The sequence below is a fragment of the Arthrobacter sp. UKPF54-2 genome (genome assembly GCF_007858535.1).
In the GTDB taxonomy this organism is placed as follows: domain Bacteria; phylum Actinomycetota; class Actinomycetes; order Actinomycetales; family Micrococcaceae; genus Arthrobacter.
This window is the reverse complement of record NZ_CP040174.1, coordinates 637,977-660,716: the sequence shown is the minus strand read 5'-3', so window position 1 is coordinate 660,716 and position 22,740 is coordinate 637,977. Positions and strand designations below refer to the sequence as shown.

Sequence of the window (22,740 nt, the reverse complement as noted above, 5' to 3'; positions counted from 1 at the left end):
CCGCGGGGGCCAACCGCCGGGGCCGGTCAGGCCTGGTTGAAGCGGACCATGTTGCCGGACGGGTCGCGGAAGGCGCAGTCACGGGGTCCCCACGGCTGGACGATGGGCTCCTGGAGGACCTCGGCGCCCGCGGCCCGGACGGACTCGAACGTGGCATCGAGGTCGTCGGTGCGGAACACGATCACGGGCAGGACGCCCTTGGTGAGCAGCTGCTGGAGCGCGTCGCCGTCGTCCTGGGAACGGCCCGCGTGCGGGGGCGAGAGCACGATCTCCAGGTCCGGCTGGGCCGCGCTGCCGAGGGTGACCCAGCGGTGGCCGTCGGAGCCGACGTCGTTGCGCACCTCCAGGCCGAGCACGTCGCGGTAGAAGCCGAGGGACTCGTCGAGGTCGTTGACGGTGATTTGTGCGTACTGCAAGGAAATGTTCATGACTCCCACGCTAGGGGAGCGGCAACGCCGGTGCTTCTTCAATCCTGCTCGGTTTCCGCGGCGGGCGCGTGTGCTGCCGGGCGACGCAGGCCGGCATGGCCTTCACCGCCCGGTGCTCCCGGTCGCGGTAGGCGCTGGGAGTCATCCCGACGATCTCGGTGAACCGGGAACTGAACGAGCCCAGGGAGGTGCAGCCGACGTCCATGCACGCGTCGGTCACGGACGCCCCGGCCCGCAGCAGCGCCATGGCCCGTTCGATCCGCCGCGTCATGAGGTAGTTGTACGGCGTCTCGCCATAGGCGGCCTTGAACTGGCGGGAAAAGTGCGCCGGGGACATCAGGGCGCCGGCGGCCATGGTGGGCACATCGAGCGGCCGGGCGTAGTGGCGGTCGATCAGGTCCCGCGCCCGGCGCAGGTGGGCCAGGTTGGCCAGCTCCTGCGGTGTCATGCCGAAATTCTAGCCCCGCCCGGGGCGTCCCGGGCAGTGGGACAAGTACCGGGGCTGGCATGGTGCGGCAAAAGACCGCAAGCTAGATAGGGGGCAACCACGGGGAGCGGGCTGCGCTCCCTCCGCACAGGAAGGCCGCGCCATTCCAGGACCAAAACGGCCGCCCGGTCCGTTGATCCGCAGGTACCTCAAGTCCGCCCGGCCCGCACCGGCGGACGCCCGGGCCGTGGGCGAACTGAAGCCGGTCCCGCCGGCCGCCTGGCGGGAGGGACGGCCGGTCCTCGGCCCCGACCAGGTCTACGTGATGAAATACGGGCGGGAATTCCACACCCAGTGGTGCCAGGCGGTGGCGGAGAAATGGGCGTCCGCTCCCCGGGGCCTGCTCGTGACGCTGTTGGCCGACGTCGGGTCACGGTCCCGCTGCCCGCAATGCAGCCGGGCGGCGTCGCCCGCGCGGGAACGCCACACCCGCGGCCGGCATGCCCCGGAGCCGGCGCCGTCGGCCTCGGTGATCCCGCTCAGGGTCGTTGGGATCGCCCACGGCATCCTCTACCTTGCGGCGCGTCCGGAATTCCGGGACCTGCTGAGCGGGACGGCGGTGGAGCCCGCCACCCCGCTGCTCGTGGGAGGCAGGCGGGACGGGATGGTGGTGCGGGTGGACGTTTCCCGCGACGAACCGCTCCTGGTGGTCCAGATGGATCCCCGCGCCGCGTTCCGGGACGGCCCGTACCAGGCGCGGCTGCGAGCTCCGCTGCAGCGCTCGGCGACGAAACCTTATGCGGTGGAAGCGATTGAACCGGCGCCGCGGGAACCGGACTCCTGACGGCGCGGGCTGCGCCGCGCACCGCGGGCCGGCTGCGAGACGCAGATACAGGTGAGGCCGGTCGGAGCAATCTCTCGATCGACCCAACCGGCCTCAAAGCCGCGCACATTCAGCGCTCCCGCGGAAGGTAAGAGATTCGAACTCTTGGTACGGGGTTACCGCACACTGGTTTTCAAGACCAGCTCCATCGGCCGCTCGGACAACCTTCCCTAACGAGTAGTCTTTCATAGCCGGTCAGGAGCCACAAAAAGCGGCGGCGCTCGCCGACGACGCCGGTTCGGGCACCTACTCTGGAAAAGGGTGCCATCCGCAGCGTGCGCGGTACAGCGCCCAGTCCGCAGGAAAATGAGCTAGGAATCGGGAGTTCTCCATGAAGGCTGTCTACATCTCCGAGCCCGGCGGCCCCGAGGCCCTGGAGCTCCGCGAGGTTCCGGCGCCCGTTCCGGGCGAAGGCGAGGTGTTGATCGATGTGGTGGCGGCCGGCCTGAACCGGGCCGATGTCCAGCAGCGCAGGGGGTTCTATCCACCGCCCCCGGGCGCCTCGGAGATTCCGGGCCTCGAAGTATCCGGTCGGATCGCGGGGTTTGGGCCCGGCGTCACCAAGCCCTTCTCCGTCGGAGACAAAGTGGTGGCCCTGCTCTCCGGCGGCGGCTACGCCGAGCAGGTGGCGGTCCCGGCCGGCCAGGTGCTGCGGATTCCCGACGGCGTGGACCTGGTCACCGCGGCGGCGCTGCCGGAGGTCGCCGCCACGGTCTATTCCAACCTGGTCATGACGGCCCAGCTGCAGGCCGGCGAAACCGTGCTGATCCACGGGGCCACCGGCGGCATCGGCACCATGGCCATCCAGCTCGCGAAGGCCCTCGGCGCGCGGGTCGCCACCACGGCCGGCACAGCGGAGAAGGTCGGCACCGCCACAGCCTTCCTGGGGGCTGACATCGCCATCAACTACACGGCGGAGGACTTCCCGGAGAGCCTGCGCGCCCAGAACGGTGGCAAGGGCGCGGACGTCATCCTCGACGTCGTCGGGGCCAAGTACCTCCGGCAGAACGTGGACGCGCTCGCCGACTACGGCCGGCTCGTTGTGATCGGGCTGCAGGGCGGCACCACCGCGGAACTGGATCTGGGCGTGCTGCTCCGCAAGCGCGCCGCCATCATCGCCACGGCGCTCCGTCCCCGCCCGGTGGAGGAAAAGACGGTCATCATGAACGCGGTCCGCGACGCGGTCTGGCCGATGCTGGCCGATGGCCGGATCCGACCGCTCGTGGCAAAGACCTTCCCGCTCGGCCAGGTCCAGGCCGCGCACCGCTACTTCGATTCGGGGGAACACGTGGGCAAGGTCCTGCTCGTCACCTGATCCGCCCACCCGGCCGCCCATGTGACGCATTGCATGCCCCGCCTGGCATATGTGCGGCGGCCGCCCGGCGCGAATGACGATACTGTTGTTCCATACGCGGTATACACGCGTCTTGGGGCGCGTGTATGCCGACGTCCTGCTACCCTCGGGAGCACCATGTCTATCCGCCACAGCCTCCTGGCGCTGCTGCAGGACCGCCCCCGCTACGGGTACCAGCTCCGGACCGAATTCGAGGACCGCACCGGATCGTCCTGGCCGCTGAACATCGGGCAGGTCTACACCACCCTCGACCGCCTGGAACGCGACGGCCTGGTACAAAAAGACGGCGGCGACGGCGACGGCCACATCATCTACAGCATCACCGACGCCGGCCGGGCCGAGGCCCAGGCCTGGTTCCAATCGCCGGTGGGCCGCGCCAACCCGCCCCGCAACGAACTCGCCATCAAGCTGGCGCTAGCACTGACGCTCCCCGCCGTCGACGTCGGCGGCCTCATCCAGGCGCAGCGCGCCGTCTCCATGCGCGCGCTGCAGGAATACACCAAGTCCCGGCGCGAAGCCGCCGTCCACCCGCGCCCGGCCGACACGGCGCGGCTCCTGGTCCTCGATTCGCTCATCTTCCAGACCGAGGCCGAGGTCCGCTGGCTGGACCTGTGTGAAGCCCGCCTGATGCAGCTCGCCGGCCCCGCCTGAGACCTGCCCCGTTGTGACGCCGCCCACCGCGCGCAGGGCACCGCTCGGCGAGGGGCAAGGCGCGGCGGCCCGCTTGGCCATGTCCATCCGAACGCCCCATTGGTAAGGTGCCATGGGGCAGATCTGATTGCTGATCTGCTGGATGGGGTTTCTCAAGGAGGAGACATGGGCACAATGCCAGATGGCAGGCCAAACACCGCAAAAATCGACGACGGAATCACACCGGTACCGGGGCTTCCGGCCACGTCCGTCGATGATGCCGCCCGTGAGGCGGAAGAGCGCAAATGGACACCCGCGAAAATCGCCCTCTGGGTGGGAATCGCGCTGCTGGGCGGCGTCGCCTGGTTCATGCTCGCGATCGTCCGCGGCGAGACGGTCAACGCGATCTGGTTTGTGTTCGCCTCGGTCTGTACATACCTGATCGGCTATCGCTTCTACTCCAAGGTGATTGAGCGGTACATCGCCAAGCCGAATGACCGCCGCGCCACCCCCGCCGAATACAAGGCCGACGGCAAGGACTACGTCCGGACCGACCGCAACGTCCTCTTCGGCCACCACTTCGCCGCCATCGCCGGCGCCGGCCCGCTGGTCGGACCGGTCATTGCCGCCCAGATGGGCTACCTGCCGGGCACCATCTGGATCATCATCGGCGTCGTCCTCGCCGGTGCCGTCCAGGACTACCTGGTCCTCTTCTTCTCCATGCGCCGCGGCGGCCGGTCCCTCGGCCAGATGGCCCGGGAGGAACTCGGCGTGATCGGCGGCACCGCTGCCCTCGTCGCCACCCTGCTCATCATGGTGATCATTGTCGCGATCCTGGCGCTCGTTGTCGTCAACGCCCTCGGCGAAAGCCCCTGGGGCGTGTTCTCCGTCGGCATGACCATCCCGATCGCCTTGTTTATGGGGGTCTATCTCCGTTACCTCCGCCCCGGCAAGGTCATGGAGGTCTCGATCATCGGCTTCGTGCTGCTGATGGCCGCCATCATCGGCGGCGGCGCCGTGGCAGGCACCGAGTGGGGCGCTGCGTTCTTCCACCTGGACAAGGTCACCATCGCCTGGGGCCTGATCATCTACGGCTTCATCGCCGCGATCCTGCCGGTGTGGCTGCTGCTCGCACCGCGTGACTACCTTTCCACCTTTATGAAGATCGGCGTGATCGTGATGCTGGCCGTCGCCATCATCGTGGTCCGGCCGGAAATCAACGTCCCCGCCTTCAGCGAGTTCGCCAGCCGCGACAACGGTCCCGTCTTCTCCGGCGCCGTGTTCCCGTTCCTGTTCGTGACCATCGCCTGCGGCGCCCTATCCGGCTTCCACGCCCTGATCTCCTCCGGCACGACGCCGAAGCTCATCGAAAAGGAACGCCAGACCCGCCTCATTGGCTACGGCGGCATGCTGATGGAATCCTTCGTCGCCATCATGGCGCTCGTGGCAGCCATCTCCATCGACCGCGGCATCTACTTCGCCATGAACGCCCCGGTCGCCCTGACCGGCGGCACCGTCGAATCCGCCGCGCAGTGGGTCAACAGCCTGGGCCTAGCCGGGGTCAACATCACCCCCGGTGAACTCGCCCAGACCGCCAAGGACGTCGGCGAGCAAAGCATCATCTCCCGCTCCGGCGGTGCCCCGACCCTCGCCGTCGGCCTGGCCCACATCATGCAGCAGTTCATCGGCGGCACCGCCATGATGGCGTTCTGGTACCACTTCGCCATCATGTTCGAGGCCCTGTTCATTCTGACCGCTGTCGACGCCGGCACCCGCGTCGCACGGTTTATGCTGCAGGACTCGATCGGCAACTTCGTCCCGAAATTCAAGGACCACTCATGGCGGCCCGGAGCCTGGATGGCCACCGCAGTGATGGTGGCCGCGTGGGGCGCCGTGCTGCTGATGGGCGTCACCGACCCGCTGGGCGGCATCAACACGCTGTTCCCGCTGTTCGGCATCGCCAACCAGCTGCTCGCGGCCATCGCCCTTTCCGTGGTGCTTGCGATCGTGGCCAAGCGCGGCACCTTCAAGTATCTCTGGATTGTGGCGCTGCCGCTGGCCTTCGCGGCCGTCGTCACCATCACCGCGAGCTTCTACAAGATCTTCTCGCCGGTCCCCGCCGTCGGGTACTTCGCCAATAACGCGGCCTTCGCCAAGGCGCTGGCCGACGGCAAGACCTCCTTTGGCACGGCCAAGACGCAGGCCGCCATGGAAGCCGTGGTCCGCAACACGATGATCCAGGGCTGGCTCTCGGTCATCTTCGTGGTGCTGAGCATCATCGTCATCATCACGGCGCTGATCGCCACGGTGAAGGCCTTCCGCAACGCTTCCGCCGGAGTTGCCAACGTGGAGTTCGAGGATCCGGCCCAGCCGTCCCGCGTGTTCGCGCCGGCCGGGCTGTTCCCCACCGCGGCGGAGCGGGAGCTGGAAGCGGAGTGGAAGAACCTGCCTGCCGACCAGCGGCTCGAACACTCCGCCCGGCACTGAGCGGTACTGCCATGAACGCGCTCGTAGCGGGATTCAAGGGCTTCGCCGAGTACTTCAACGGGGTCCTCGGAGCCGATGCCTATAACAAGTACCTGGAGCACCACCGGACCTCGGGCCACGACGGCCCGCCGATGAGTGAACGGGACTTCTGGCGGGACCACACGGACCGCCAGGACAGCAATCCGCAAGGCCGCTGCTGCTAGGTTGCAGCACGGGCGGCGGGCACTCTCTGCAGGGGCGCCGTCGGGAACACCAGTTCCCGACGGCGCCCCTGCCGTTTTCCCGGGCACGACGAACGGCGGCTCACGACGGCGGTCACGGTCCCGGGCGTCACGCACGCCGGCGCAGCCATGCGCGCGTGAGAGTATGAAGCCATGAGCGATCAGTACGACACTCAGCCCGGCCAGGACACGGCGCCGGAGGGCGCTCCGCTCGAGGGCGTCACGGCGCCCGCTGCCCCGCAGGACGGGGATGCGGCGGGTAACGGCGGGCAACGTCCGCACCCGTTCGAGCCCCGAGGCCAGGCCCCGCGCAGCCGGGCCAGCCACCTCCAGGACCTGGTGGACGAGCCGGCCAAGGTCATGCGGATCGGCACCATGCTCAAGCAGCTGTTGGACGAAGTGAAGTCCGCGCCGCTGGACGACGCGGCCCGGATCCGGCTGGCGGCAATCCACGAACGCTCAATCAAGGAACTCGAAGACGGGCTGGCGCCCGAGCTCGTCCAGGAACTCGAGCGCATCCACCTGCCGTTCCCCGAGAACGGCACCCCCTCCGACGCCGAACTGCGCATCGCCCAGGCCCAGCTGGTGGGCTGGCTCGAAGGGCTGTTCCACGGCATCCAGACAGCCATCGCGGCCCAGCACGCCGCCCGCGAGCACGCCGCCGCCCAGCTGCAGCTCCGTCAGCTTCCTCCCGGCACCATGATCGCGCCGGGGGTCATCATCGGCGAGAACGGCGAGCCCCAGCGCGCCGCCGAGCGGGAGCCCGGTGCCGACCCCTCGCAGCCCGCCAGCCCCGTCGACCCGGACCACGGTCCCGGCCAGTACCTCTAGGATACCGTTGGGATTCTTCAGCGCCGCGCGGCAGGGACGCAGGGACGACGCCGAACTCGGCAAGGGGCTGTGGCGCCGCGCCCACGACAGGTTCCTTCGCGGACTGGACCGCTACCACCAGGTGCTCGAAGGCGTCGAGGACGAGGCGCTGTACGCCGAACTCGTGGAGATCGCCAACGAACTCTCCGCCCTGGCCGGACGGGTCCGCCAGATTTGTATGGAAGCCCAGCGCCGCTCGCCCAGTGACGGCCTAGACATCCCCGGCGCCCTGGCCGGCGTGCACCGCTCGCTCTCGACGGCAGGCAACTCGCTGGCGATGACGGCGGAGGCCGCGGCCATGCTCCGCCTCGCCGTCGGGCCGGTCCCGGTCGGCGCGGCGTCCGTCCGCCGCCGGGCGGAGTCCGTGGCCGAGCACGTCGACGACGCCGAACGCCGTCTTGCCGAGGCCGCTTCCGGCGCCTGAGCCCGCGTATTCCCGGGTATTCCGGCGTATTCCGGGTTAAGCGCCTAGCTTAGCCCGGCCAAAAACGCTGGCCTGGCCGGCCGCAGGTTGGCAGGATGGACGGATGACTTCTTCACCTGAACTGACATTCAATGACGGCCACACCATCCCGCAGCTCGGTTACGGCGTCTGGCAGGTCGAGGACGACGTCGCCGAGAAGGTGGTTGTCCAGGCCTTCGAGGCGGGCTTCCGGCACATCGACACCGCCAAGATCTACGGAAACGAGGCCGGGGTGGGCCGCGCGATCGAGCGCTCGGGCCTCAGGCCGGAGGAAATTTTCATCACCACCAAGCTGTGGAACGCGGACCAGGGCTATGAGTCCACGCTCAAGGCGTTTGAAGACTCCATGGAGCGTCTGGGCCTCGAGACCCTTGACCTGTACCTCATCCACTGGATGCAGCCGAAGCAGGACAAGTACGTGGACACCTGGAAGGCGCTCATCGAGCTCCAGAAGCAGGGCCGGGTGAAGACGATCGGTGTCTCGAACTTCACCAAGGAAGGGCTGCAGCGCCTGATCGACGAGACCGGCGTTGTGCCGGCTATCAACCAGATTGAGCTGCACCCGTTCTTCAACCAGGCGGAACTGCGTGAATTCAACGCGTCCAAGGGAATCCTCACCCAGGCCTGGTCGCCGCTGGGCCAGGGCGGCGAGCTGCTGGAAAGCCCGGTCATCGAACAGATCGCGGCCAAGCACAACGCCACACCGGCGCAGGTGGTCATCGCCTGGCACCTCGCCATCGGCAACGTCGTGATCCCCAAGTCCGTCACCGAGTCCCGGATCCGCGAAAACTACGCGGCCCTGGACGTCAGCCTGGACGAGACCGACGTGGAGGCCATCAACGGCCTGGACCGCAGTGCAGAGGGCGCCGGCCGCATCGGGCCGGACCCGGCGGTCTCCGACTTCGCCTAGAACAGCCTCGCAGGGCCTCCACCTTTGGGTGGGGGCCCTGTTTTTATGTTCAGGCGGCGGCCCGTCCCACCCGCGGCCGCACGGCGTCGACAATCGCCCAGCCGTCCTCGTCCCGGACCCGTCGGCTGGCGAAGCGTTCCGCCGCCGCGGCATCGTCGAACGATTCAGTGCGCACCCGGCCACACTCGGTGTCCAAGTACGTGACTTCCCAGTGCTGGACGCCCGCGGGCTGACCGGCTGACTGCCGCATTCCTGACTGCGGCATTGCTGACTGCTGGGCTGCTGGTTGCTGGGCTGCTGAGAAATCCTGGTGCTGTTCCATAAATCCAGTCTGCAACCGGCCTCTGACACTCAGCGGTCATCCGCCCGGCGTGTTGCCCAACCGCAGCACCCGTTCCCGGGCCAGGTCTTCCCGGCGGCGGTCCTTGTCGGCGGCCCGGGCGGCCTGCTGCGCCGCGGCGGAGGCCTGGTCGAGGCGTTTCCGGGCCTCCCGCAGCCCGGTCTCGGCGCGCGCCAGCTGCTCCCTGAGCGCGGCCGCCTGCTGCGCCTGGGCCTCGGCGGCGGCCGCCGCCTCGCCCAGCTCGGCGGCCGCGAGGTCCGCTTCCGCCGCGCTGGCCCGGGAAGCGTCGGACGCCTGCTCCAGGGCGGCAAGGGCACGCTCGCGCGCGGAGGGGCTCGGCGCCGGGCGCTCCTGCCCGACGGCCCGCAGCCGCGGCCGGGCCGGCGGGGAAGGGACACTGCCGGCGGCCGCCGCCGCTTCCGGCGCAGCCGGCGGCACCCGCGGCGCGGCAGGCGTGGCGGGTCCGGGGGAGTCCGGGACCGCGACGGCGCCGGCGAGCTCCACGACGTCGACGCCGTCGGCGGTGAGCGCCCGGAGCAGGCGCCCGCTCCGGACGGCCAAGGCGGCGCCCTCGTCGGCGGTAGCGGCACGCAGGGTCTGTTCCACTTCCGTTGCGACGGTGCCGCTGATCTTCCGGCCGTGCTGCTCCGCCACGGCGCGGGCCGCCCCGATGGCGCCGGCCAGCAGCTTCCGCCGTTCCCCGGCGAGGCTGCGGAGCGTGGCAGCGTCCAAAGCGGTCTGGGCCGCGCGCATGGCGTGTCCCAGCTCGGCCAGGTCACGGAGCGCCTCGGGCCTGTGCCAGGCGAGCATGTTGACCGCCCAGGCGCTCACCGAGGGCTTCGGGAGGGCCCGCACCTCCGCGGCGCGGGACCGCAGTTCCGGCGTCGCGGGCTGCCCGGCGAGCAGGGCCTTGGCCGCCGCGGTGCGGGCGGCGACGAAATTGTCGAACGGCTGCGCATAGAGCTGTGCCGCGATGCCCGCCAGCTCCCGGTCTGTCATGCAAGAATCATAGAAGCTCCGGCCCCGTGCGCCGGGGGCGCCCAGCGCACGTACACCGTAGGAGAGCCCACGTGATCGAAATCGCCGGACTTCCAGCCCACATCCTCCTGGTCCACGCCATTGTGGTGTTGGGCCCTCTCGCGGGCCTTGCGGCCATCGTCTACGCGGCCGCGCCCCGCTGGCGCCCATACCTGGCCTGGCCCTTGGGCGTCCTCGCGCTGGGGCTGGTCCCCGCTGCGCTCGTGACCGCCCAGGCCGGTGAGCAACTCGAAAAGTCCCGCCCGGCAACGGCCATGATTCGGGCCCACGCCCAGCAGGGCGACGTGCTGAAGATCGTCTCGATCATCTTCTTCGTGTTCGTCGCCGCGATGATCGTGGTGAGTTTCGAGCCGATTGGCCGGCGCTTCGCCTTCCTCGGACCGCTGCGGGAAAACCGCGTCCTGCGGATGGTGCTGCTGGTTGCCGGCGCCCTGGCCGGTGCCTTCTTCCTGTACCAGAGCGTCATCACAGGGCACTCCGGCGCCTCCTCCGTCTGGGGCCGCTAGCGCTGTCCTGGCCCGTCCGGCGCACGCCGTCGTTGCCGGGACGGGCGTGCCCGCCGCACCGTGATCGTTAGCAGGACCAACGCAACGGCCTGCAACGCCGCGACCCCGGCGATCAGCGCCGGGCGGGCGTCGTACAGCGCGCCGTAGAGGGCGCCGCCGGCCAGTGCGCCGGCCCCCTCGAAGGCCGCGAACACCCCGTACGCCGATCCCTGCCGGGCCTCCGGCACAAGGTCCGCTACCAGCGCCTTGACGGTGGAATCCTGGATCCCGGTCGCGGTTCCCCAGATGGCCACACCGGCCAGCACCAGGCCGATGCCGGTGGAGAAAGCCAGCACCGGGACGGCCGCGATCAGCGGGGGCAGCGCTAACAGCACCGCGGGGCCCACCCTGTCATAGAGGAAGCCGCTGCCGAGGGCGCCGAGCACCGCCGCACCCATGGCCGCGGCGTAGAGCAACGGCACCACCGGAGCCGCGACTGCCGCCGCCGCGGTCAGGTGGTAGGATATGACACCGAACGCCACCAGCCCAGCACTCCAGAAGAAGGCGCACACCGCAAAGGGCAGGAAGACACCGGAGAACAACGACGCCGAGCCGCTGGCACTGGTTACGCCGCCGTCGTCGTCGCCGTCGACGCCGGCCACCCGAACGGCGGGCGGCCTGACCTCCGCAGCGGCGGGGTTCCCGCCGTCGGACGCCGCAAGCCGCCGGCGCAGCCACAGCAGCAGCGCCAGCGCTGCCGCCGCCGGAACCGCCAGCGCCGCGAACGCGGCCGAGATCAGCCCGGTGGCCGCCAGCACGGCAGCGACGATCACCGGTCCGAGCAGCGCGCCGGTGAGGTCCAGGGACTTGTGCACGGCGAAGCCCCGGCCGCGTCCGACGTCCTTGGTTGCCGCGGCCAGGAGCACCGTCTTGGCCGGGCTCCGCACGGCCTTGCCCACACGGTCGCCGATAATCAGCACCGAGGCGACACCCAGGCCGGCGGCGCCCACGGCGGGGGCGAAGGCGAGCAGCGGTACGCAGAGGGCGGTCATGGCATAGCCGGCCAGTGTGAACGTCCAGTACTTGCGCGTGCGGTCCGCCCACGGCCCGAAAATCACGCGCAGGCCCTGCGCCGCTGCCTCGGCCCCGCCGGTGACGAGGCCCACCAGCAGCGCCGACGCGCCAAGCTGGGCCAGCAGCGGTCCGGCGAGCGGTCGGGCGCCGTCGGAGACGATATCGGTGGCGAGGCTGACCAGCCCGAAGCCAACCACCGTGCCCCACGGGCGGCTGCCGCGCCGCGGCAGGTTGCCCGGGATGGACGTGCCCGGGGCTGCGGACGTGCCCGGCCCGGGAGCGGCGGGCACCTCGCGCTCAGGCCGGTCCATGTCCCAAGGGTCGCGGACGCGGCGGCGATTGACAAGGGCAGCCATCTGTCTGGCCGGTGGTCCGCCCTGGTCCCAGCATCCGTCCGGGGCGTCATTGAGCCGGTTGCCGGTCGATGCCCCCTCAGACCAGGGCGTGTCCGTGTCGAAGTGCCCCCGTAAGGTAGCCGTAATTCGCGGCCCGCGTCCTCAGCCCCGGTCCTACGGCGTGTCTGCCTGCCGCAGGATTCCCCTGGCAGGTAGCGCCCACCCTTGCCGGCCCTGCGCCGCAGGCCTATGATGCGCGGACATCTGTCAAGGATTTTCCCGTTCCCATGGGGGACTTTTTCGCCATCAACGAAGGAGCAACCTCATGAAACGTGCCCTCTTGCCCATCGCCCTCATACTCGGACTCTTTGCAGGCCCAGGCACGGCCGCTGCCGCGCCGCCAATCCCCGAGGGTACGTCGACGGATACTCTCGACTGCCCCGGTTTCCAGGTCGAGGTCCAGTCCTCGGGCTCTTACAAATTCATACTCCAGCTTCATCACTTTAACGTTTCGAAGCCCTACATGCTGTGGACCGAAACCGGTGTTGCGTCCAGCATCACTATGACGTCGTTGACGTCGGCTCCGAAGAGTGTCACTTACTCACTCAACGGGTCCAGGAAGACGGCGGTGCAGTTCGAACCCTTTGACTATGTCTATACGGCGACCGGAAGAAACTTGATGGTGGTGCAAGCCAGTTACGGCACTCCGGGCATTTTTCTCTCGGTGGGTAAGGTGACGTGGACTCAATTCGGGCCGGTATATCCGACTGGGGGAATGACCGGCCCAGGCCACATAACAGATATCTGTGCGCTGCTGGCACCGTAGCCCCGTCCCACGCCAGGCGTGCCCGTGGCTGACCTCGCCGCAGCTAACAAAAAACCCCGCATCGCCGCTGTATCAGCGGGAGTACGGGGTTCTTCTCGAGCTTCCTATCAGAATCGAACTGATGACCTTTTCATTACGAGTGAAACGCTCTACCGACTGAGCTAAGGAAGCAGCCGCGTGAACCACCGGCGAACCGGGCGGATCATGCAAGAGACAACTGTAATGGAGTCCCCGCGCCCGGGTCAAAATGGGCCGCGCGGCGCATGCCGGGGGTGGGCAGACGGGTGAGCCGACGGCTCAGCAGACGGTGTTGTCCGCCGGGGTCTTGCCGTCCACGAGGTAGCCGTCCACGGCGTTCTCGATGCAGCTGTTGGACCGTCCGTAGGCGGTGTGGCCCTCGCCCTTCCAGGTCAGCAGGGAGGCCGTGCCCAGCTGCTTTCGCAGGGAGCTGGCCAACTCGACCGGCGTTGCCGGATCCCCGGTCGTGCCGATCACCACGATCTCGGTCGAGCCCTTGTACTCCACCGGCGCCGGGGTGCGCACGTTCTTGTAAGGCCAGTCCTTGCAGCTTGTGCCGCCGTAGGCGAAGTAATAGCCCAGGGTGGGGGAGAGCTGGCGGAGCTGCTGCTCCTCGGCGCGCATCGCGGCCGTGTCGGAGGACATCGGGTAGTCGAGGCAGTTGATGGCGGTGAAGGCGAAGGTGGAGTTCGACGAGTAGGTCCCGTTGGGCTCCCGGTCCGCGCCGAAGTCGGAGAGCCGGAGCATCGGAGACAGGTCTCCCTTCATTGCGCTGTCCAGGGCCTGGGTCAGCACGGGCCAGTTGTCGTCGTTGTAGAACGGCAGGATGAAGCCGCTGACGAACATGGACGCGTTGACCACCCGCCCGTCCCTGGCAGGCTTCGGGTTAGCCTCGACGGCAGCGATGATGTCCTGGATCTGTTTGACGGCGTCGTCAGGGGTGCCGCTGAACGGGCAGCCGCTGCCCTGCAGGCAGCGGGTGACGTAGGCGCGGATGGCCTTTTCAAATGCCTTCGCCTGGGCAGCGGTCAGTTCCTCGTTACTGAGCGAGGGGTCCATCGCGCCGTCCAGGACCATCCGCCCCACATTGTCCGGGAACAGGGAGGCGTAGGTGGAACCGAGGAAGGTGCCGTAGGAGTATCCGAGGTAGTTGAGCTTCTTGTCATTGAGGACACCGCGGAGCACGTCCATGTCCTTGGCGGCGCTGACGGTGTCGACGTGGGCCAGCACCGGCCCGGTCTTCTCGACGCACTTGGCGGCAATGGCCTTGTTGTCTGCGAGGGTCTCGGCCAGCCCGGCGTCGGTGTCCAGCTTGTAGATCTTGGCGCGATAGGCGTCGCGCTCCTGGTCGGTGAGGCAGGTGACGGGCGCCGAGCGCTTCACGCCGCGGGGATCAAAACCGACGACGTCGTAGTTCGCACGCACTTTCTCGGATATGTTGGTGGAGCCCGCGTCTTTGACGAAGTCGTAACCGGAGCCGCCCGGACCGCCCGGGTTGACCAGCAGGCTGCCCTTCTTGCTGCCGCCCTTCGAGGCCAGCTTGATGGCGGCGATTTCGATCGTGTCGCCGTCCGGCTTGCTGTAGTCCAGCGGCACTTTGACCTTGGCGCACTGGAACGTGCCCTCGCACCGCGTCCAGCTGAGTTGCTGGGAGTAGAAGCTCCTTAGCTCGGCGGGGGCGGCGGCGGCGATCGAGGGGTCGGCCGTGGCCGGAACGCTCTTGGACCCGCCGTCGCCGGAGCCGAAGAGGGTGCAGGACGACAGTACCAGGGCCAGCACCAGGCCCAGCGCCAGGGCGCCGGCCGCCCGCACCCCGCGCCCCACGGGTTGGTGGCTTGCGGGCCGTGGTGGGGCTGGCGTCATGCGGTTCTCCTTGGGACGTGGAACTGGTCGAAGCGTGGCGGGTCGAACGTTGGTGTCAGGTCAAATCAGGCTGGCGGCCATGGACTCAATCGCCAGCAGCGGGGCCACGTTGGTGGTGGTGATCCGTTGGCGGGCCTTGGTGATGGCGTCCATGCGGGCAAGGGTCACTTCGGCCGTGGAACGGCCGGCAAATTCCTGCAGCTCGTTCCTCAGCTCAACATTGACCAGTTCAACTGCGTCCCCCATCTGGATGATCAGCACATCCCGGTAAAAGGACAGCAGGTCGGTCAGGGTGCGGTCAAGCGAGTCGGTGACGGAGCGCTTGGCGCGGCGCTTCTGGTCATCCTCCAGCTGTTTGACCTGGCCGCGCATGGCCGGCGGCAGCGGACCGCTTTCCGGTGCGCCGAGCGTGGCGAGCAGCGCGGCCTTCTCGGCGGCATCGCGCTCGTCATTGGAGCTGTTGGCTTCTTCGGTGGCGATCTTGACCAGCTTGTCCGCCATCATGACGGCCGCGGTGATGCCCCGCAGCTGCAGCGGGAACCGTACGGTCTCGAGCCGGCGCTCCCGGGCCTCGGGGTCCCGCGCCAGCCGGCGGGCGATGCCCACATGGCTTTGCGCGGCCCGGGCGGCGCGTTCGGCGACGTCCGGGTCGACGCCGTCGCGCTTGACCAGCAGGGCCGCGACGTCGGCGGCCGGCGGGAGCCGCAGCGCCACCGGGCGGCACCGGGAGCGGATGGTCACCAGCACGTCCGCGGGGGAGGGGGCGCAGAGCATCCAGATGGTGCGCGGGGTGGGTTCCTCGATGGCCTTGAGCAGCACGTTGGTGGTGCGTTCGGCCATCCGGTCCGCGTCCTCGACGACGATGATGCGCCAGCGGGCGGAGGAGGGCCGGTTGCCGGCGCTGGAGACCAGCTCACGGGCCTCGTCGATGGTGATGGTGACCTTCTCGGTCCGCACGAACGTCACATCGGAGTGCGTCTCGCCCACGATGGTCTGGCACGCCGGGCACACGCCGCAGCCGCGCTGTGCCACGTCCTCTTGGTCGCAGTTCAGCGCCGCGGCGAAGGCCTTCGCGGCGTTGGACCTGCCGGAGCCCGGTGGGCCCGTGAACAGCCAGGCGTGGGTCAGCCCCTCGCCCTCGGCGGCCTGCCGGAGCTGCGCGACGACGGCGGGCTGGCCCTGAAGGTCGTCCCAGACACTCATGCCGAACTGCCCTGGCGGAGCGCGAGCAGGGCCTGCACGCGCTCCAGGATCCGGGCGGCCAGCTCAGGCACGGGCAGGTGCGCCGCGAGGACAAGGTAGTGCTCCGGCCGGGCCGCAGCCAGCGCCAGGAACGCGGCGCGGATCCGGGCGTGGAATTCGTCGGCTTCGGATTCGAGCCGGTCCTCCGGGGCGTCCCCGGCGGTCCGCCGCCGCCGGCCATCGGCAGGGTCGACGTCGAGCAGCACGGTGAGGTCCGGGTGCAGGCCGGAGGTGGCCCAGTCGTTGACCTCGCGCACCGCGTCCGTGCCGAGGTTCCGGCCGGCCCCCTGGTAGGCCACCGAGGAGTCAATGTACCGGTCGGTGAGGACCACCTCGCCCCGTTCCAGTGCCGGGCGGATCACCTGGGCGGCGTGGGCGGCGCGGGAGGCTGCGAAGATCAGGGCCTCGGTGCGTGCGCCGATGTGGCCGTGGCCGTGGTCCAGCACGAGGGACCGGAGCTTCTCGCCGATCGGTGTGCCGCCCGGTTCGCGGGTCCGCAGCACCGTCAACCCGCGTGACTCGAGGGCCCGGGCGAGTTCAGCGGCCTGGGTGGACTTGCCTGCCCCGTCGCCGCCTTCGAAGGCAATGAACAGTCCGGGGAACGGGCCGGGAGTCTGGGTAGTCACTGCTCTAGCCTACCGACAATCACCGACACCATGGTGGCCTGCGCGTAACGCCTTACGGGCCCTGCGCGGCCCCGAAGTACCCTGTGTCCATGAGTCTCTCCGAAGAACAGGCCGCCGCGCTCTCCGCCGAAACGCTCGTGGTGGCTGCGGGCCGCCCGCCGCGCGAACGCGACGCCCCGGTCAACCCCCCGATCGTGCTCTCCTCCACCTATTTCGGCACCGGCCCGCTGGGCCCGGGCGACCGCGGCTACGGGCGCTACTCCAATCCCACCTGGGACCCGTTCGAGCAGGCCCTCGCGCAGCTTGAGGGTGCGGAGCTGCCCGGCCTGCTCTACGCCTCGGGCCTCGCCGCCGTCAGTTCGGCGCTGTCCCTGGTCCCGGCGCAGGGGGTGCTGGTGATGCCGTCCCACAGCTACGCCGGCTCGCTGGTGATGGCGACGGAACTGGCGCAAAAGGGCGCGCTGGAGCTGCGCACCGTGGACATTGCGGACACCGACGCCGTGTTGGCGCAACTGGCGCCCGCGAACGGGAAGCCCGCCAGCATGCTGTGGCTGGAGAGCCCCACGAACCCGATGCTCGGCGTCGCGGACATCCGGGCACTCACCGCCGCGGCGCACGCGGCCGGCGCCCTGGTGGTCACCGACAACACCTTCTCCACCCCGCTCGTGCAGCAACCGCTGTCCCTCGGCTCCGACGTCGTCCTGCACTCGGTCACCAAATACCTCTCGGGGCATTCCGACGTCGTCCTCGGCGCGCTAGTGACCTCCGACGCCGGGCTGCACGCGAGCCTGCTGCACCACCGCACCATCCACGGCGGGATCGCCGGCCCGTTCGAGGCGTGGCTGGCGCTGCGGGGTCTGCGCACCCTTGCCCTGCGGATCGAGCGCTCGCAGGCCTCCGCGACGGTGCTCGCCGAACGGCTGAGCACGCACCCGCGGGTCGGGGCCATCCGCTACCCGGGACTGCCCACGGACCCCGGCCACGAACGGGCCAAAGCGCAGATGAAGGGCTTCGGCTCCGTGCTGTGCATCGAAATGGCGCCCGTGGAGGGTGCCGGCCTCAGCGGGGCCGACGCCGCCGACCGGATGATCCGGGCCCTGGACCTGTGGCTGCCGGCCACCTCGCTGGGCGGGGTGGAATCCCTGATCGAGCGCCGCCGCCGGCACACGGCCGAGCCGGCCAGTGTTCCGGACAACCTGGTCCGGCTGAGCGTCGGTATTGAGAACGTCGAGGACCTGTGGGCCGATTTGCAGCAGGCTTTGGCCACACTGGACGGCTAGGCTGGGGGCATGGACGGAAGAAATCTCATTGACTTTGCCGACTTCGGAGTGAGCGCGGTCCTTTTGCTCGTCTCGCTCAGCCTTGAGATTTGGGCGTTCCTCGACTGCCTGCGCCACAAAGCCAACGCTTTCGAAGCGGTGTCCAAGCGCACCAAAACCTTCTGGCTCGCCCTCACCGGCGGCGCACTCCTCATCGGCGTGCTTGCCGTCGTCACCTACCGTGGCGGCAGCCCGGTCAACGCGCTGGGGCTCTTTGGGCTCGCCGCCGTGACGGCCGCGGCCGTCTACCTTGCCGACGTCCGTCCCGCGGTGAAGGACGCAGGCCGCGGGGGCAGCAGGAACATGGGTCCCTACGGCCCCTGGTAGTCCCCACCCACCTAAACCCCCGGCGCCACCGCTTCCCAGTCCACGGTGAGCTCGCCCAGGCGCCACCGCGCCGGGCCGTCCTGCACCGGCCAGCCGCCGTCGCGCATGGCACGGCACATCGCGGTCCAGCGCTGCCGGTTCCCGAACGACGCCAGCGGCGCCGCCTCCAGCCAGGCCTTGTCCAGGGCCTGTAGGTAAAAGTGGATCTTTTCGCCCGGCACGTTCCGGTGGATCAGCGCCTTGGGCAGCCGTTCAGCGATCTCCGAGGGCAGCTCGAAGGCGCCGAAGCGCATGGACAGCCCCAGACTGAGGGGGCCGTCGGCGTCGAGCGCCACCCACGTCACCCGCCGTCCGATCTCGTCGCAGGTGCCGTCGACAAACAGGCCCCCGGGAGCCAGCCGGTCCTGCACCAGCCGCCAGATCGCCGGGACGTCCGCCTCCTCGTATTGCCGCAGTACATTAAACGCCCGCACCAGCACCGGCCGTCCCGGCACCGGAAGTTCGAAGCCGCCCAGCTGGAAGCTGAGCCCGGGACGCTCCAGCGCCTTGGCCTGCCGGACGCGTTCCGGCTCGATCTCAATTCCGACCACGCGGACATCGGCGCGGACGGCGGCGAGGCGTTCGTAGAGTTCGACGGCGGTGGCCGGGGACGCGCCGTAGCCAAGGTCGACCACCAGCGGGACCGCCGCGGTCCGCAGCCGCCACGCCTGCGGCCCGGTCAGCCAGCGGTCAACCCGCCGCATCCGGTTGGGGTTGGTGGTTCCGCGGGTCACGTTGCCCACCGGACGGCCGGCCCGGGATGCGCCCGCAGGGCCGCCCGGGTTCCGGGGGGACGCCACCCGCTCAGCCTTCTGCACCACATGCCAACCCTATCCTCCACGGCGGGGTCGGCTACGGCCTGTAACGCACGGCACGGTGCGCGGGCGCTCGGTTAGGATGAAAAGCATGACTTACAAGCTGATTCTGCTGCGCCACGGCCACAGCGAATGGAACGCCAAGAACCTGTTCACCGGCTGGGTGGACGTTGACCTGAACGACCAGGGCCGGGCCGAGGCGGTGCGCGGCGGCGAGCTGCTGGTGGAGAACAACATCCTCCCGGACATTCTCTACACCTCGCGCCTGAAGCGGGCCATCAACACCGCGAACCTCGCGCTGGAGAAGGCGGACCGCGGCTGGATCGACGTCAAGCGCGACTGGCGCCTCAACGAACGCCACTACGGCGCGCTGCAGGGTAAGGACAAGGCCCAGACCCTGGCCGAATACGGCGAGGAGCAGTTCATGACCTGGCGCCGGTCCTACGACACCCCGCCGCCGCCCTTGGCGGACGACTCCGAGTTCTCCCAGGTGGGGGATCCCCGCTACAAGGACCTTGGCGACGCGATGCCGCGCACCGAGTGCCTCAAGGACGTTCTGGTCCGGCTGCTGCCCTACTGGGAATCGGATATCAAGGCGGACCTTAAAGCCGGCAAGACCGTGCTCGTCACGGCCCACGGCAACTCGCTGCGCGCGCTGGTCAAGCACCTTGACGGCATCAGCGACGAGGACATCGCCGGCTTGAACATTCCCACCGGCATCCCGCTTGTCTACGAACTGGACGAGAACTTCAAGCCGCTGAACCCGGGCGGCACCTACCTCGACCCCGAGGCCGCCGCCGAGTCCATCAAGGCCGTGGCGAACCAGGGCAAGAAGTAACCCCTTCCGCACCCCGGAGACAACGACGGCGGCCGGTCACCCCCAAGGTGACCGGCCGCCGTCGTACTGTCTGCCGCGGGACGGGCGAGGCGTCAGCTGTGTTCGATGCTGGTCGGGTGCCAGGCGCCGGTGACCAGGTAGGTGACCTTCTGCGCGACGGAGACGCCGTGGTCGGCGAAACGCTCGAAGTAGCGGCTGGCCAGGGCGACGTCGACGGTGGTGGCCGCGGATTCGGTCCAGTCGCTGCGCGCGATCGACTTGAAGACGCCCAGGTGCAGGTCGTTGACGGCGGTGTTGGCCTTGAGGATGTCGCGGGCAACCTCAAGGTCGCGGGTCTCCAGCAGCACGGTGAGCTTCTCGGCGATCTCGAGGTCGTACTTGGCGAAGTTCTTGAAGGTCTCCTGCAGCGGCTCCGGGATAACGTTTGCCGGGTAGCGGAGCCGGGCGAGCTGGGCGAGGTGCCGGGCGAGGTCGCCCATCCGCTCCAGCGAGGCGCTCATCCGCAAGGAGCCCACAATCATGCGCAGGTCGCTGGCCACGGGGCCCTGCAGGGCGAGGATGTCGATGGCACGCTCGTCGAGGCTGTTCTGCAGGAAATCGATCCGGGCGTCGGCCGCGATGACGTCCTCGGCCAGGTCGATGTCGGCGCCCTCGAAGGCCGTCGTGGCCTTCTCGAAGGCTTCGCTGACCAGCTTCGAGATTTCGACGAGCTGCTCGCCCACCTGGGCGAGCTCTTCCTGAAAAACCTTGCGCACGGGTGCGTCCTTTCCTCGGAAACGTCGCCGGGCACGCTGTGGCCGGCCCGTTTCGTTTCACCGTAGCGGCGTTCAACCTGCCACCCTTCCACTCTCCGGTGAACTGTTACGCCTCAATAGGTGAACGTTAGCTGAACCAGCGCCCCGATCGCACAAGTTTTCGATTTCCGGCGGGGCGCAGCGCATAAGCTGGAGCCGTGGATCCAATGCTCATCGGTGTGATCGCGGGCCTGATCGGCCTGTCGCTCGGCATCTTCGGCGTGCTCGCCTTCCGGGTCAGTGAGCAGCAGCGCAAAATCAGCGACGTGGAGACCGGCGACCCGTCCCTGCCCGACGGCGCCGCGGAGGTGCTCGCCGTCGTCGGCCGGGCGTTCGTGGTGGTGGACGCGATCGACGGCGTGGTGCGCGCCAGTCCCGCCGCCTATGCCTACGGCCTGGTGCGGGGGCACACCGTGGTGCACCAGCAGCTGCTGGAGATGACCGCGAAGGTCCGGCGCGACGGCGTGATCCTGGAGAAGCAGCTCGAACTGCCGCGCGGCCCGCTCGGCCAGGGAACCATAGTGGTGCAGGTCCGGGCTGCCATGCTCGGCGAGGAATATATCCTGCTGCTCGCGGACGACCGCACCGAGATCACCCGCACCGAGGAGATCCGCAACGACTTCGTGGCGAATGTCTCGCACGAGCTGAAGACCCCCGTGGGCGCCATCTCACTGCTGGCCGAGGCACTGGAAGCCTCGCCCGACGACGAGGAGGCCGTCCGCCGGTTCGCCAAACGTATGCACAAGGAATCCACCCGGCTGGCCGCCCTCGTGCAGGACATCATCGAACTCTCCCGGTTGCAGGGCGCCAACGTGGCCCAGCAGGCGCACCCGGTGGACATCAACACCGTGGTGGCCGAGGCCGTGGACCGGTCCCAGCTCCCCGCCGAGAGCAAGAACATCGAGATTGTGGTGGGCGGCCGGACCAACGCGATGGTCTACGGCGACCAGGACCTGCTCGTGACGGCGCTGCGGAACCTGATCGACAACGCCATCCGGTACTCACCGGAGAACACCCGGGTCGGAGTGGGCGTGCGCGCCCGGGACGGCCTGGTGGCGGTCTCCGTGACGGACCAGGGCGAGGGCCTCAGCCCGGAGGACCAGGAACGCGTCTTTGAACGCTTCTACCGCGTGGACTCCGCCCGCTCCCGCCACACCGGCGGCACCGGACTCGGCCTGAGCATCGTCAAGCACGTGATGGCCAACCACGGCGGCGAGGTGACGCTGTGGTCCCAGCCCGGCCAGGGCTCCACCTTCACCATCCGCCTTCCCGAGATGGAAGGCCAGGACCAGCCCGCCGCGGATCCCCGCCGGGCCCCGCACACCGCACGACCCGAACGACGCGACGCCCCCGGCGTCCATGAACAAGGAGCTAGCGCTTGAGCCGGATTCTTATTGTCGAGGACGAGGAATCGTTCAGTGACCCCCTGTCCTACCTGCTGGGTAAGGAGGGATTCGAGGTGGAGGTCGTCGACAACGGCCTCGACGCTATCACCGAATTCGACCGCAACGGCGCCGACCTGGTCCTCCTGGACCTGCAGCTGCCCGGGCAGTCCGGGACCGAAGTGTGCCGCCAGCTGCGTCAGCGCTCCTCCGTCCCGGTGATCATGCTGACCGCCAAGGACGCCGAAATCGACAAGGTGGTGGGGCTGGAGCTCGGCGCCGACGACTACGTCACCAAGCCCTATTCCTCGCGCGAACTCGTGGCCAGGGTCCGGGCCGTGCTGCGCCGCCACGGCGAGCCCGAGGAGCTGGTCTCCAGCACCGTCCAGGCCGGCCCGGTCCGGATGGACATCGAGCGGCACGTGGTCAGCGTCCAAGGCGACCAGGTGTCGCTGCCGCTGAAGGAGTTCGAGCTGCTCGAGATGCTGCTGCGCAACTCCGGCCGGGTGCTGACCCGGGGCCAGCTGATCGACCGGGTCTGGGGCTCCGATTACGTGGGCGACACCAAGACCCTGGATGTGCACGTCAAGCGGCTGCGCAGCAAGATCGAGCCGGACCCCTCCGCGCCGCGTTACCTGATCACGGTCCGCGGGCTGGGCTACAAGTTCGAACCCTAAACTCCCGGCGCCGGCCGGGCGCTCAACGC

The 22,740-nt window shown here is 69.1% G+C and carries 25 protein-coding genes and 2 tRNA genes; 15 read left to right on the top strand and 12 right to left on the bottom strand.

From position 1 onward, the window contains the following. Window positions 1–26: 26 nt before the first annotated feature. Together E7Y32_RS02870 and E7Y32_RS02865 are read right to left on the bottom strand one after the other, a co-directional pair. Window positions 27–428: a VOC family protein gene (locus E7Y32_RS02870; protein ID WP_146335796.1), complete on the bottom strand. Its 402-nt coding sequence runs from the start codon at window positions 426–428 to the stop codon at window positions 27–29. Between the two features lie 10 nt (window positions 429–438). After that, window positions 439–876, bottom strand: coding sequence for a helix-turn-helix transcriptional regulator (locus E7Y32_RS02865; RefSeq protein ID WP_146335795.1), 438 nt, complete (start codon window positions 874–876; stop codon window positions 439–441). A gap of 172 nt (window positions 877–1,048) precedes the next feature. Here E7Y32_RS02865 and E7Y32_RS02860 point away from each other — a divergent pair, with 172 nt between their 5' ends. Beyond that, a complete protein-coding gene (locus E7Y32_RS02860; protein ID WP_146335794.1) occupies window positions 1,049–1,699 on the top strand; it encodes a hypothetical protein in 651 nt (216 codons plus the stop codon). Window positions 1,700–1,820: 121 nt separating this feature from the next. Here the strand turns inward: E7Y32_RS02860 and E7Y32_RS02855 are convergent. Beyond that, window positions 1,821–1,908, bottom strand: a tRNA-Ser gene (locus E7Y32_RS02855). 161 nt (window positions 1,909–2,069) lie between these two features. Between E7Y32_RS02855 and E7Y32_RS02850 the strand changes: the two genes are divergently transcribed. The 7 genes from E7Y32_RS02850 to E7Y32_RS02820 all read left to right on the top strand — a co-directional run bounded on the left by E7Y32_RS02850 (window position 2,070) and on the right by E7Y32_RS02820 (window position 8,673). Then, a complete protein-coding gene (locus tag E7Y32_RS02850) occupies window positions 2,070–3,053 on the top strand; it encodes an NAD(P)H-quinone oxidoreductase (RefSeq protein ID WP_146335793.1) in 984 nt (327 codons plus the stop codon). A gap of 156 nt (window positions 3,054–3,209) precedes the next feature. Next, window positions 3,210–3,743: a PadR family transcriptional regulator gene (locus E7Y32_RS02845; RefSeq protein ID WP_146335792.1), complete on the top strand. Its 534-nt coding sequence runs from the start codon at window positions 3,210–3,212 to the stop codon at window positions 3,741–3,743. Window positions 3,744–3,908: 165 nt separating this feature from the next. Further along, entirely contained in the window at window positions 3,909–6,209 is a 2,301-nt protein-coding gene (locus E7Y32_RS02840) for a carbon starvation CstA family protein (RefSeq protein ID WP_146335791.1), read from the top strand. A gap of 11 nt (window positions 6,210–6,220) precedes the next feature. Then, window positions 6,221–6,412, top strand: coding sequence for a YbdD/YjiX family protein (locus E7Y32_RS02835; protein ID WP_146335790.1), 192 nt, complete (start codon window positions 6,221–6,223; stop codon window positions 6,410–6,412). Between the two features lie 171 nt (window positions 6,413–6,583). Then, the gene (locus E7Y32_RS02830) at window positions 6,584–7,261 is read left to right on the top strand and encodes a bacterial proteasome activator family protein (protein WP_146335789.1); all 678 of its coding nucleotides are present in this window, start codon (window positions 6,584–6,586) and stop codon (window positions 7,259–7,261) included. 7 nt (window positions 7,262–7,268) lie between these two features. Further along, window positions 7,269–7,724 (top strand): hypothetical protein, encoded by a 456-nt coding sequence (locus E7Y32_RS02825; RefSeq protein WP_146335788.1) that lies wholly within the window; start codon window positions 7,269–7,271, stop codon window positions 7,722–7,724. 103 nt (window positions 7,725–7,827) lie between these two features. After that, window positions 7,828–8,673, top strand: coding sequence for an aldo/keto reductase (locus E7Y32_RS02820; RefSeq protein ID WP_146335787.1), 846 nt, complete (start codon window positions 7,828–7,830; stop codon window positions 8,671–8,673). Between the two features lie 49 nt (window positions 8,674–8,722). Here the strand turns inward: E7Y32_RS02820 and E7Y32_RS16510 are convergent, their stop codons facing one another. Both E7Y32_RS16510 and E7Y32_RS02810 read right to left on the bottom strand, forming a co-directional pair. Next, on the bottom strand, window positions 8,723–8,848 hold the full coding sequence (locus E7Y32_RS16510) for a hypothetical protein (RefSeq protein WP_315897982.1): 126 nt from the start codon (window positions 8,846–8,848) through the stop codon (window positions 8,723–8,725). A gap of 183 nt (window positions 8,849–9,031) precedes the next feature. Beyond that, window positions 9,032–10,012, bottom strand: coding sequence for a hypothetical protein (locus E7Y32_RS02810; protein ID WP_146335786.1), 981 nt, complete (start codon window positions 10,010–10,012; stop codon window positions 9,032–9,034). Between the two features lie 71 nt (window positions 10,013–10,083). Here E7Y32_RS02810 and E7Y32_RS02805 point away from each other — a divergent pair, with 71 nt between their 5' ends. Then, complete coding sequence (locus tag E7Y32_RS02805; RefSeq protein WP_146335785.1) at window positions 10,084–10,557, top strand: DUF2231 domain-containing protein; 474 nt, start codon at window positions 10,084–10,086, stop codon at window positions 10,555–10,557. Here the strand turns inward: E7Y32_RS02805 and E7Y32_RS02800 are convergent. Then, window positions 10,554–11,921, bottom strand: coding sequence for an MFS transporter (locus E7Y32_RS02800; RefSeq protein ID WP_146335784.1), 1,368 nt, complete (start codon window positions 11,919–11,921; stop codon window positions 10,554–10,556). The two genes, E7Y32_RS02805 and E7Y32_RS02800, sit on opposite strands and share 4 nt — an antisense overlap. A gap of 349 nt (window positions 11,922–12,270) precedes the next feature. On the opposite strand from E7Y32_RS02800, the gene E7Y32_RS02795 reads away from it, so the two are divergent. Then, a complete protein-coding gene (locus E7Y32_RS02795; RefSeq protein WP_146335783.1) occupies window positions 12,271–12,771 on the top strand; it encodes a hypothetical protein in 501 nt (166 codons plus the stop codon). A 98-nt stretch (window positions 12,772–12,869) separates the two neighbouring features. On the opposite strand, the gene E7Y32_RS02790 is transcribed toward E7Y32_RS02795, so the two are convergent. The 4 genes from E7Y32_RS02790 to tmk form a co-directional block, all read right to left on the bottom strand. Next, a tRNA-Thr gene (locus E7Y32_RS02790) sits at window positions 12,870–12,942 on the bottom strand. A gap of 126 nt (window positions 12,943–13,068) precedes the next feature. Further along, a complete protein-coding gene (locus E7Y32_RS02785; protein ID WP_146335782.1) occupies window positions 13,069–14,652 on the bottom strand; it encodes an alpha/beta hydrolase in 1,584 nt (527 codons plus the stop codon). Window positions 14,653–14,712: 60 nt separating this feature from the next. Next, the gene (locus tag E7Y32_RS02780) at window positions 14,713–15,855 is read right to left on the bottom strand and encodes a DNA polymerase III subunit delta' (protein WP_146335781.1); all 1,143 of its coding nucleotides are present in this window, start codon (window positions 15,853–15,855) and stop codon (window positions 14,713–14,715) included. Beyond that, window positions 15,852–16,520: a dTMP kinase gene (tmk, locus tag E7Y32_RS02775; RefSeq protein WP_146335780.1), complete on the bottom strand. Its 669-nt coding sequence runs from the start codon at window positions 16,518–16,520 to the stop codon at window positions 15,852–15,854. Before tmk ends, E7Y32_RS02780 begins: the two co-directional genes overlap by 4 nt. 89 nt (window positions 16,521–16,609) lie before the next feature. On the opposite strand from tmk, the gene E7Y32_RS02770 reads away from it, so the two are divergent. Together E7Y32_RS02770 and E7Y32_RS02765 are read left to right on the top strand one after the other, a co-directional pair. Continuing rightward, window positions 16,610–17,800, top strand: coding sequence for a PLP-dependent aspartate aminotransferase family protein (locus E7Y32_RS02770; protein ID WP_146335779.1), 1,191 nt, complete (start codon window positions 16,610–16,612; stop codon window positions 17,798–17,800). A 9-nt stretch (window positions 17,801–17,809) separates the two neighbouring features. Beyond that, entirely contained in the window at window positions 17,810–18,166 is a 357-nt protein-coding gene (locus E7Y32_RS02765; protein WP_146335778.1) for a DUF2516 family protein, read from the top strand. Window positions 18,167–18,177: 11 nt separating this feature from the next. Here E7Y32_RS02765 and E7Y32_RS02760 read toward each other — a convergent pair whose 3' ends face one another. Continuing rightward, complete coding sequence (locus E7Y32_RS02760) at window positions 18,178–19,026, bottom strand: class I SAM-dependent methyltransferase (RefSeq protein ID WP_186467031.1); 849 nt, start codon at window positions 19,024–19,026, stop codon at window positions 18,178–18,180. Window positions 19,027–19,111: 85 nt separating this feature from the next. Here E7Y32_RS02760 and E7Y32_RS02755 point away from each other — a divergent pair, with 85 nt between their 5' ends. Then, window positions 19,112–19,858, top strand: coding sequence for a phosphoglyceromutase (locus E7Y32_RS02755; protein WP_146335777.1), 747 nt, complete (start codon window positions 19,112–19,114; stop codon window positions 19,856–19,858). Window positions 19,859–19,950: 92 nt separating this feature from the next. Here E7Y32_RS02755 and phoU read toward each other — a convergent pair whose 3' ends face one another. Then, entirely contained in the window at window positions 19,951–20,613 is a 663-nt protein-coding gene (phoU, locus tag E7Y32_RS02750; RefSeq protein ID WP_146335776.1) for a phosphate signaling complex protein PhoU, read from the bottom strand. A 206-nt stretch (window positions 20,614–20,819) separates the two neighbouring features. On the opposite strand from phoU, the gene E7Y32_RS02745 reads away from it, so the two are divergent. Together E7Y32_RS02745 and E7Y32_RS02740 are read left to right on the top strand one after the other, a co-directional pair. After that, window positions 20,820–22,034 (top strand): cell wall metabolism sensor histidine kinase WalK, encoded by a 1,215-nt coding sequence (locus E7Y32_RS02745; RefSeq protein WP_146338162.1) that lies wholly within the window; start codon window positions 20,820–20,822, stop codon window positions 22,032–22,034. After that, window positions 22,031–22,711 carry a response regulator transcription factor gene (locus E7Y32_RS02740; protein WP_138767418.1) on the top strand — a complete coding sequence of 227 codons (681 nt, stop codon included), beginning with the start codon at window positions 22,031–22,033 and terminating at the stop codon, window positions 22,709–22,711. The genes E7Y32_RS02745 and E7Y32_RS02740 overlap by 4 nt, the downstream gene beginning before the upstream one ends. Window positions 22,712–22,740: the final 29 nt, after the last annotated feature.

Excerpts from the sequence above, each read along its gene's own strand:
- E7Y32_RS02870 (WP_146335796.1), bottom strand. The coding sequence starts at position 428 with ATGAACATTTCCTTGCAGTACGCACAAATCACCGTCAACGACCTCGAC.
- E7Y32_RS02865 (WP_146335795.1), bottom strand. The coding sequence starts at position 876 with ATGACACCGCAGGAGCTGGCCAACCTGGCCCACCTGCGCCGGGCGCGG.
- E7Y32_RS02850 (WP_146335793.1), top strand. The coding sequence starts at position 2,070 with ATGAAGGCTGTCTACATCTCCGAGCCCGGCGGCCCCGAGGCCCTGGAG.
- E7Y32_RS02845 (WP_146335792.1), top strand. The coding sequence starts at position 3,210 with ATGTCTATCCGCCACAGCCTCCTGGCGCTGCTGCAGGACCGCCCCCGC.
- E7Y32_RS02840 (WP_146335791.1), top strand. The coding sequence starts at position 3,909 with ATGGGCACAATGCCAGATGGCAGGCCAAACACCGCAAAAATCGACGAC.
- E7Y32_RS02835 (WP_146335790.1), top strand. The coding sequence starts at position 6,221 with ATGAACGCGCTCGTAGCGGGATTCAAGGGCTTCGCCGAGTACTTCAAC.
- E7Y32_RS02830 (WP_146335789.1), top strand. The coding sequence starts at position 6,584 with ATGAGCGATCAGTACGACACTCAGCCCGGCCAGGACACGGCGCCGGAG.
- E7Y32_RS02820 (WP_146335787.1), top strand. The coding sequence starts at position 7,828 with ATGACTTCTTCACCTGAACTGACATTCAATGACGGCCACACCATCCCG.
- E7Y32_RS02810 (WP_146335786.1), bottom strand. The coding sequence starts at position 10,012 with ATGACAGACCGGGAGCTGGCGGGCATCGCGGCACAGCTCTATGCGCAG.
- E7Y32_RS02800 (WP_146335784.1), bottom strand. The coding sequence starts at position 11,921 with ATGGACCGGCCTGAGCGCGAGGTGCCCGCCGCTCCCGGGCCGGGCACG.
- E7Y32_RS02795 (WP_146335783.1), top strand. The coding sequence starts at position 12,271 with ATGAAACGTGCCCTCTTGCCCATCGCCCTCATACTCGGACTCTTTGCA.
- E7Y32_RS02785 (WP_146335782.1), bottom strand. The coding sequence starts at position 14,652 with ATGACGCCAGCCCCACCACGGCCCGCAAGCCACCAACCCGTGGGGCGC.
- E7Y32_RS02780 (WP_146335781.1), bottom strand. The coding sequence starts at position 15,855 with ATGAGTGTCTGGGACGACCTTCAGGGCCAGCCCGCCGTCGTCGCGCAG.
- E7Y32_RS02770 (WP_146335779.1), top strand. The coding sequence starts at position 16,610 with ATGAGTCTCTCCGAAGAACAGGCCGCCGCGCTCTCCGCCGAAACGCTC.
- E7Y32_RS02765 (WP_146335778.1), top strand. The coding sequence starts at position 17,810 with ATGGACGGAAGAAATCTCATTGACTTTGCCGACTTCGGAGTGAGCGCG.
- E7Y32_RS02755 (WP_146335777.1), top strand. The coding sequence starts at position 19,112 with ATGACTTACAAGCTGATTCTGCTGCGCCACGGCCACAGCGAATGGAAC.
- E7Y32_RS02745 (WP_146338162.1), top strand. The coding sequence starts at position 20,820 with ATGCTCATCGGTGTGATCGCGGGCCTGATCGGCCTGTCGCTCGGCATC.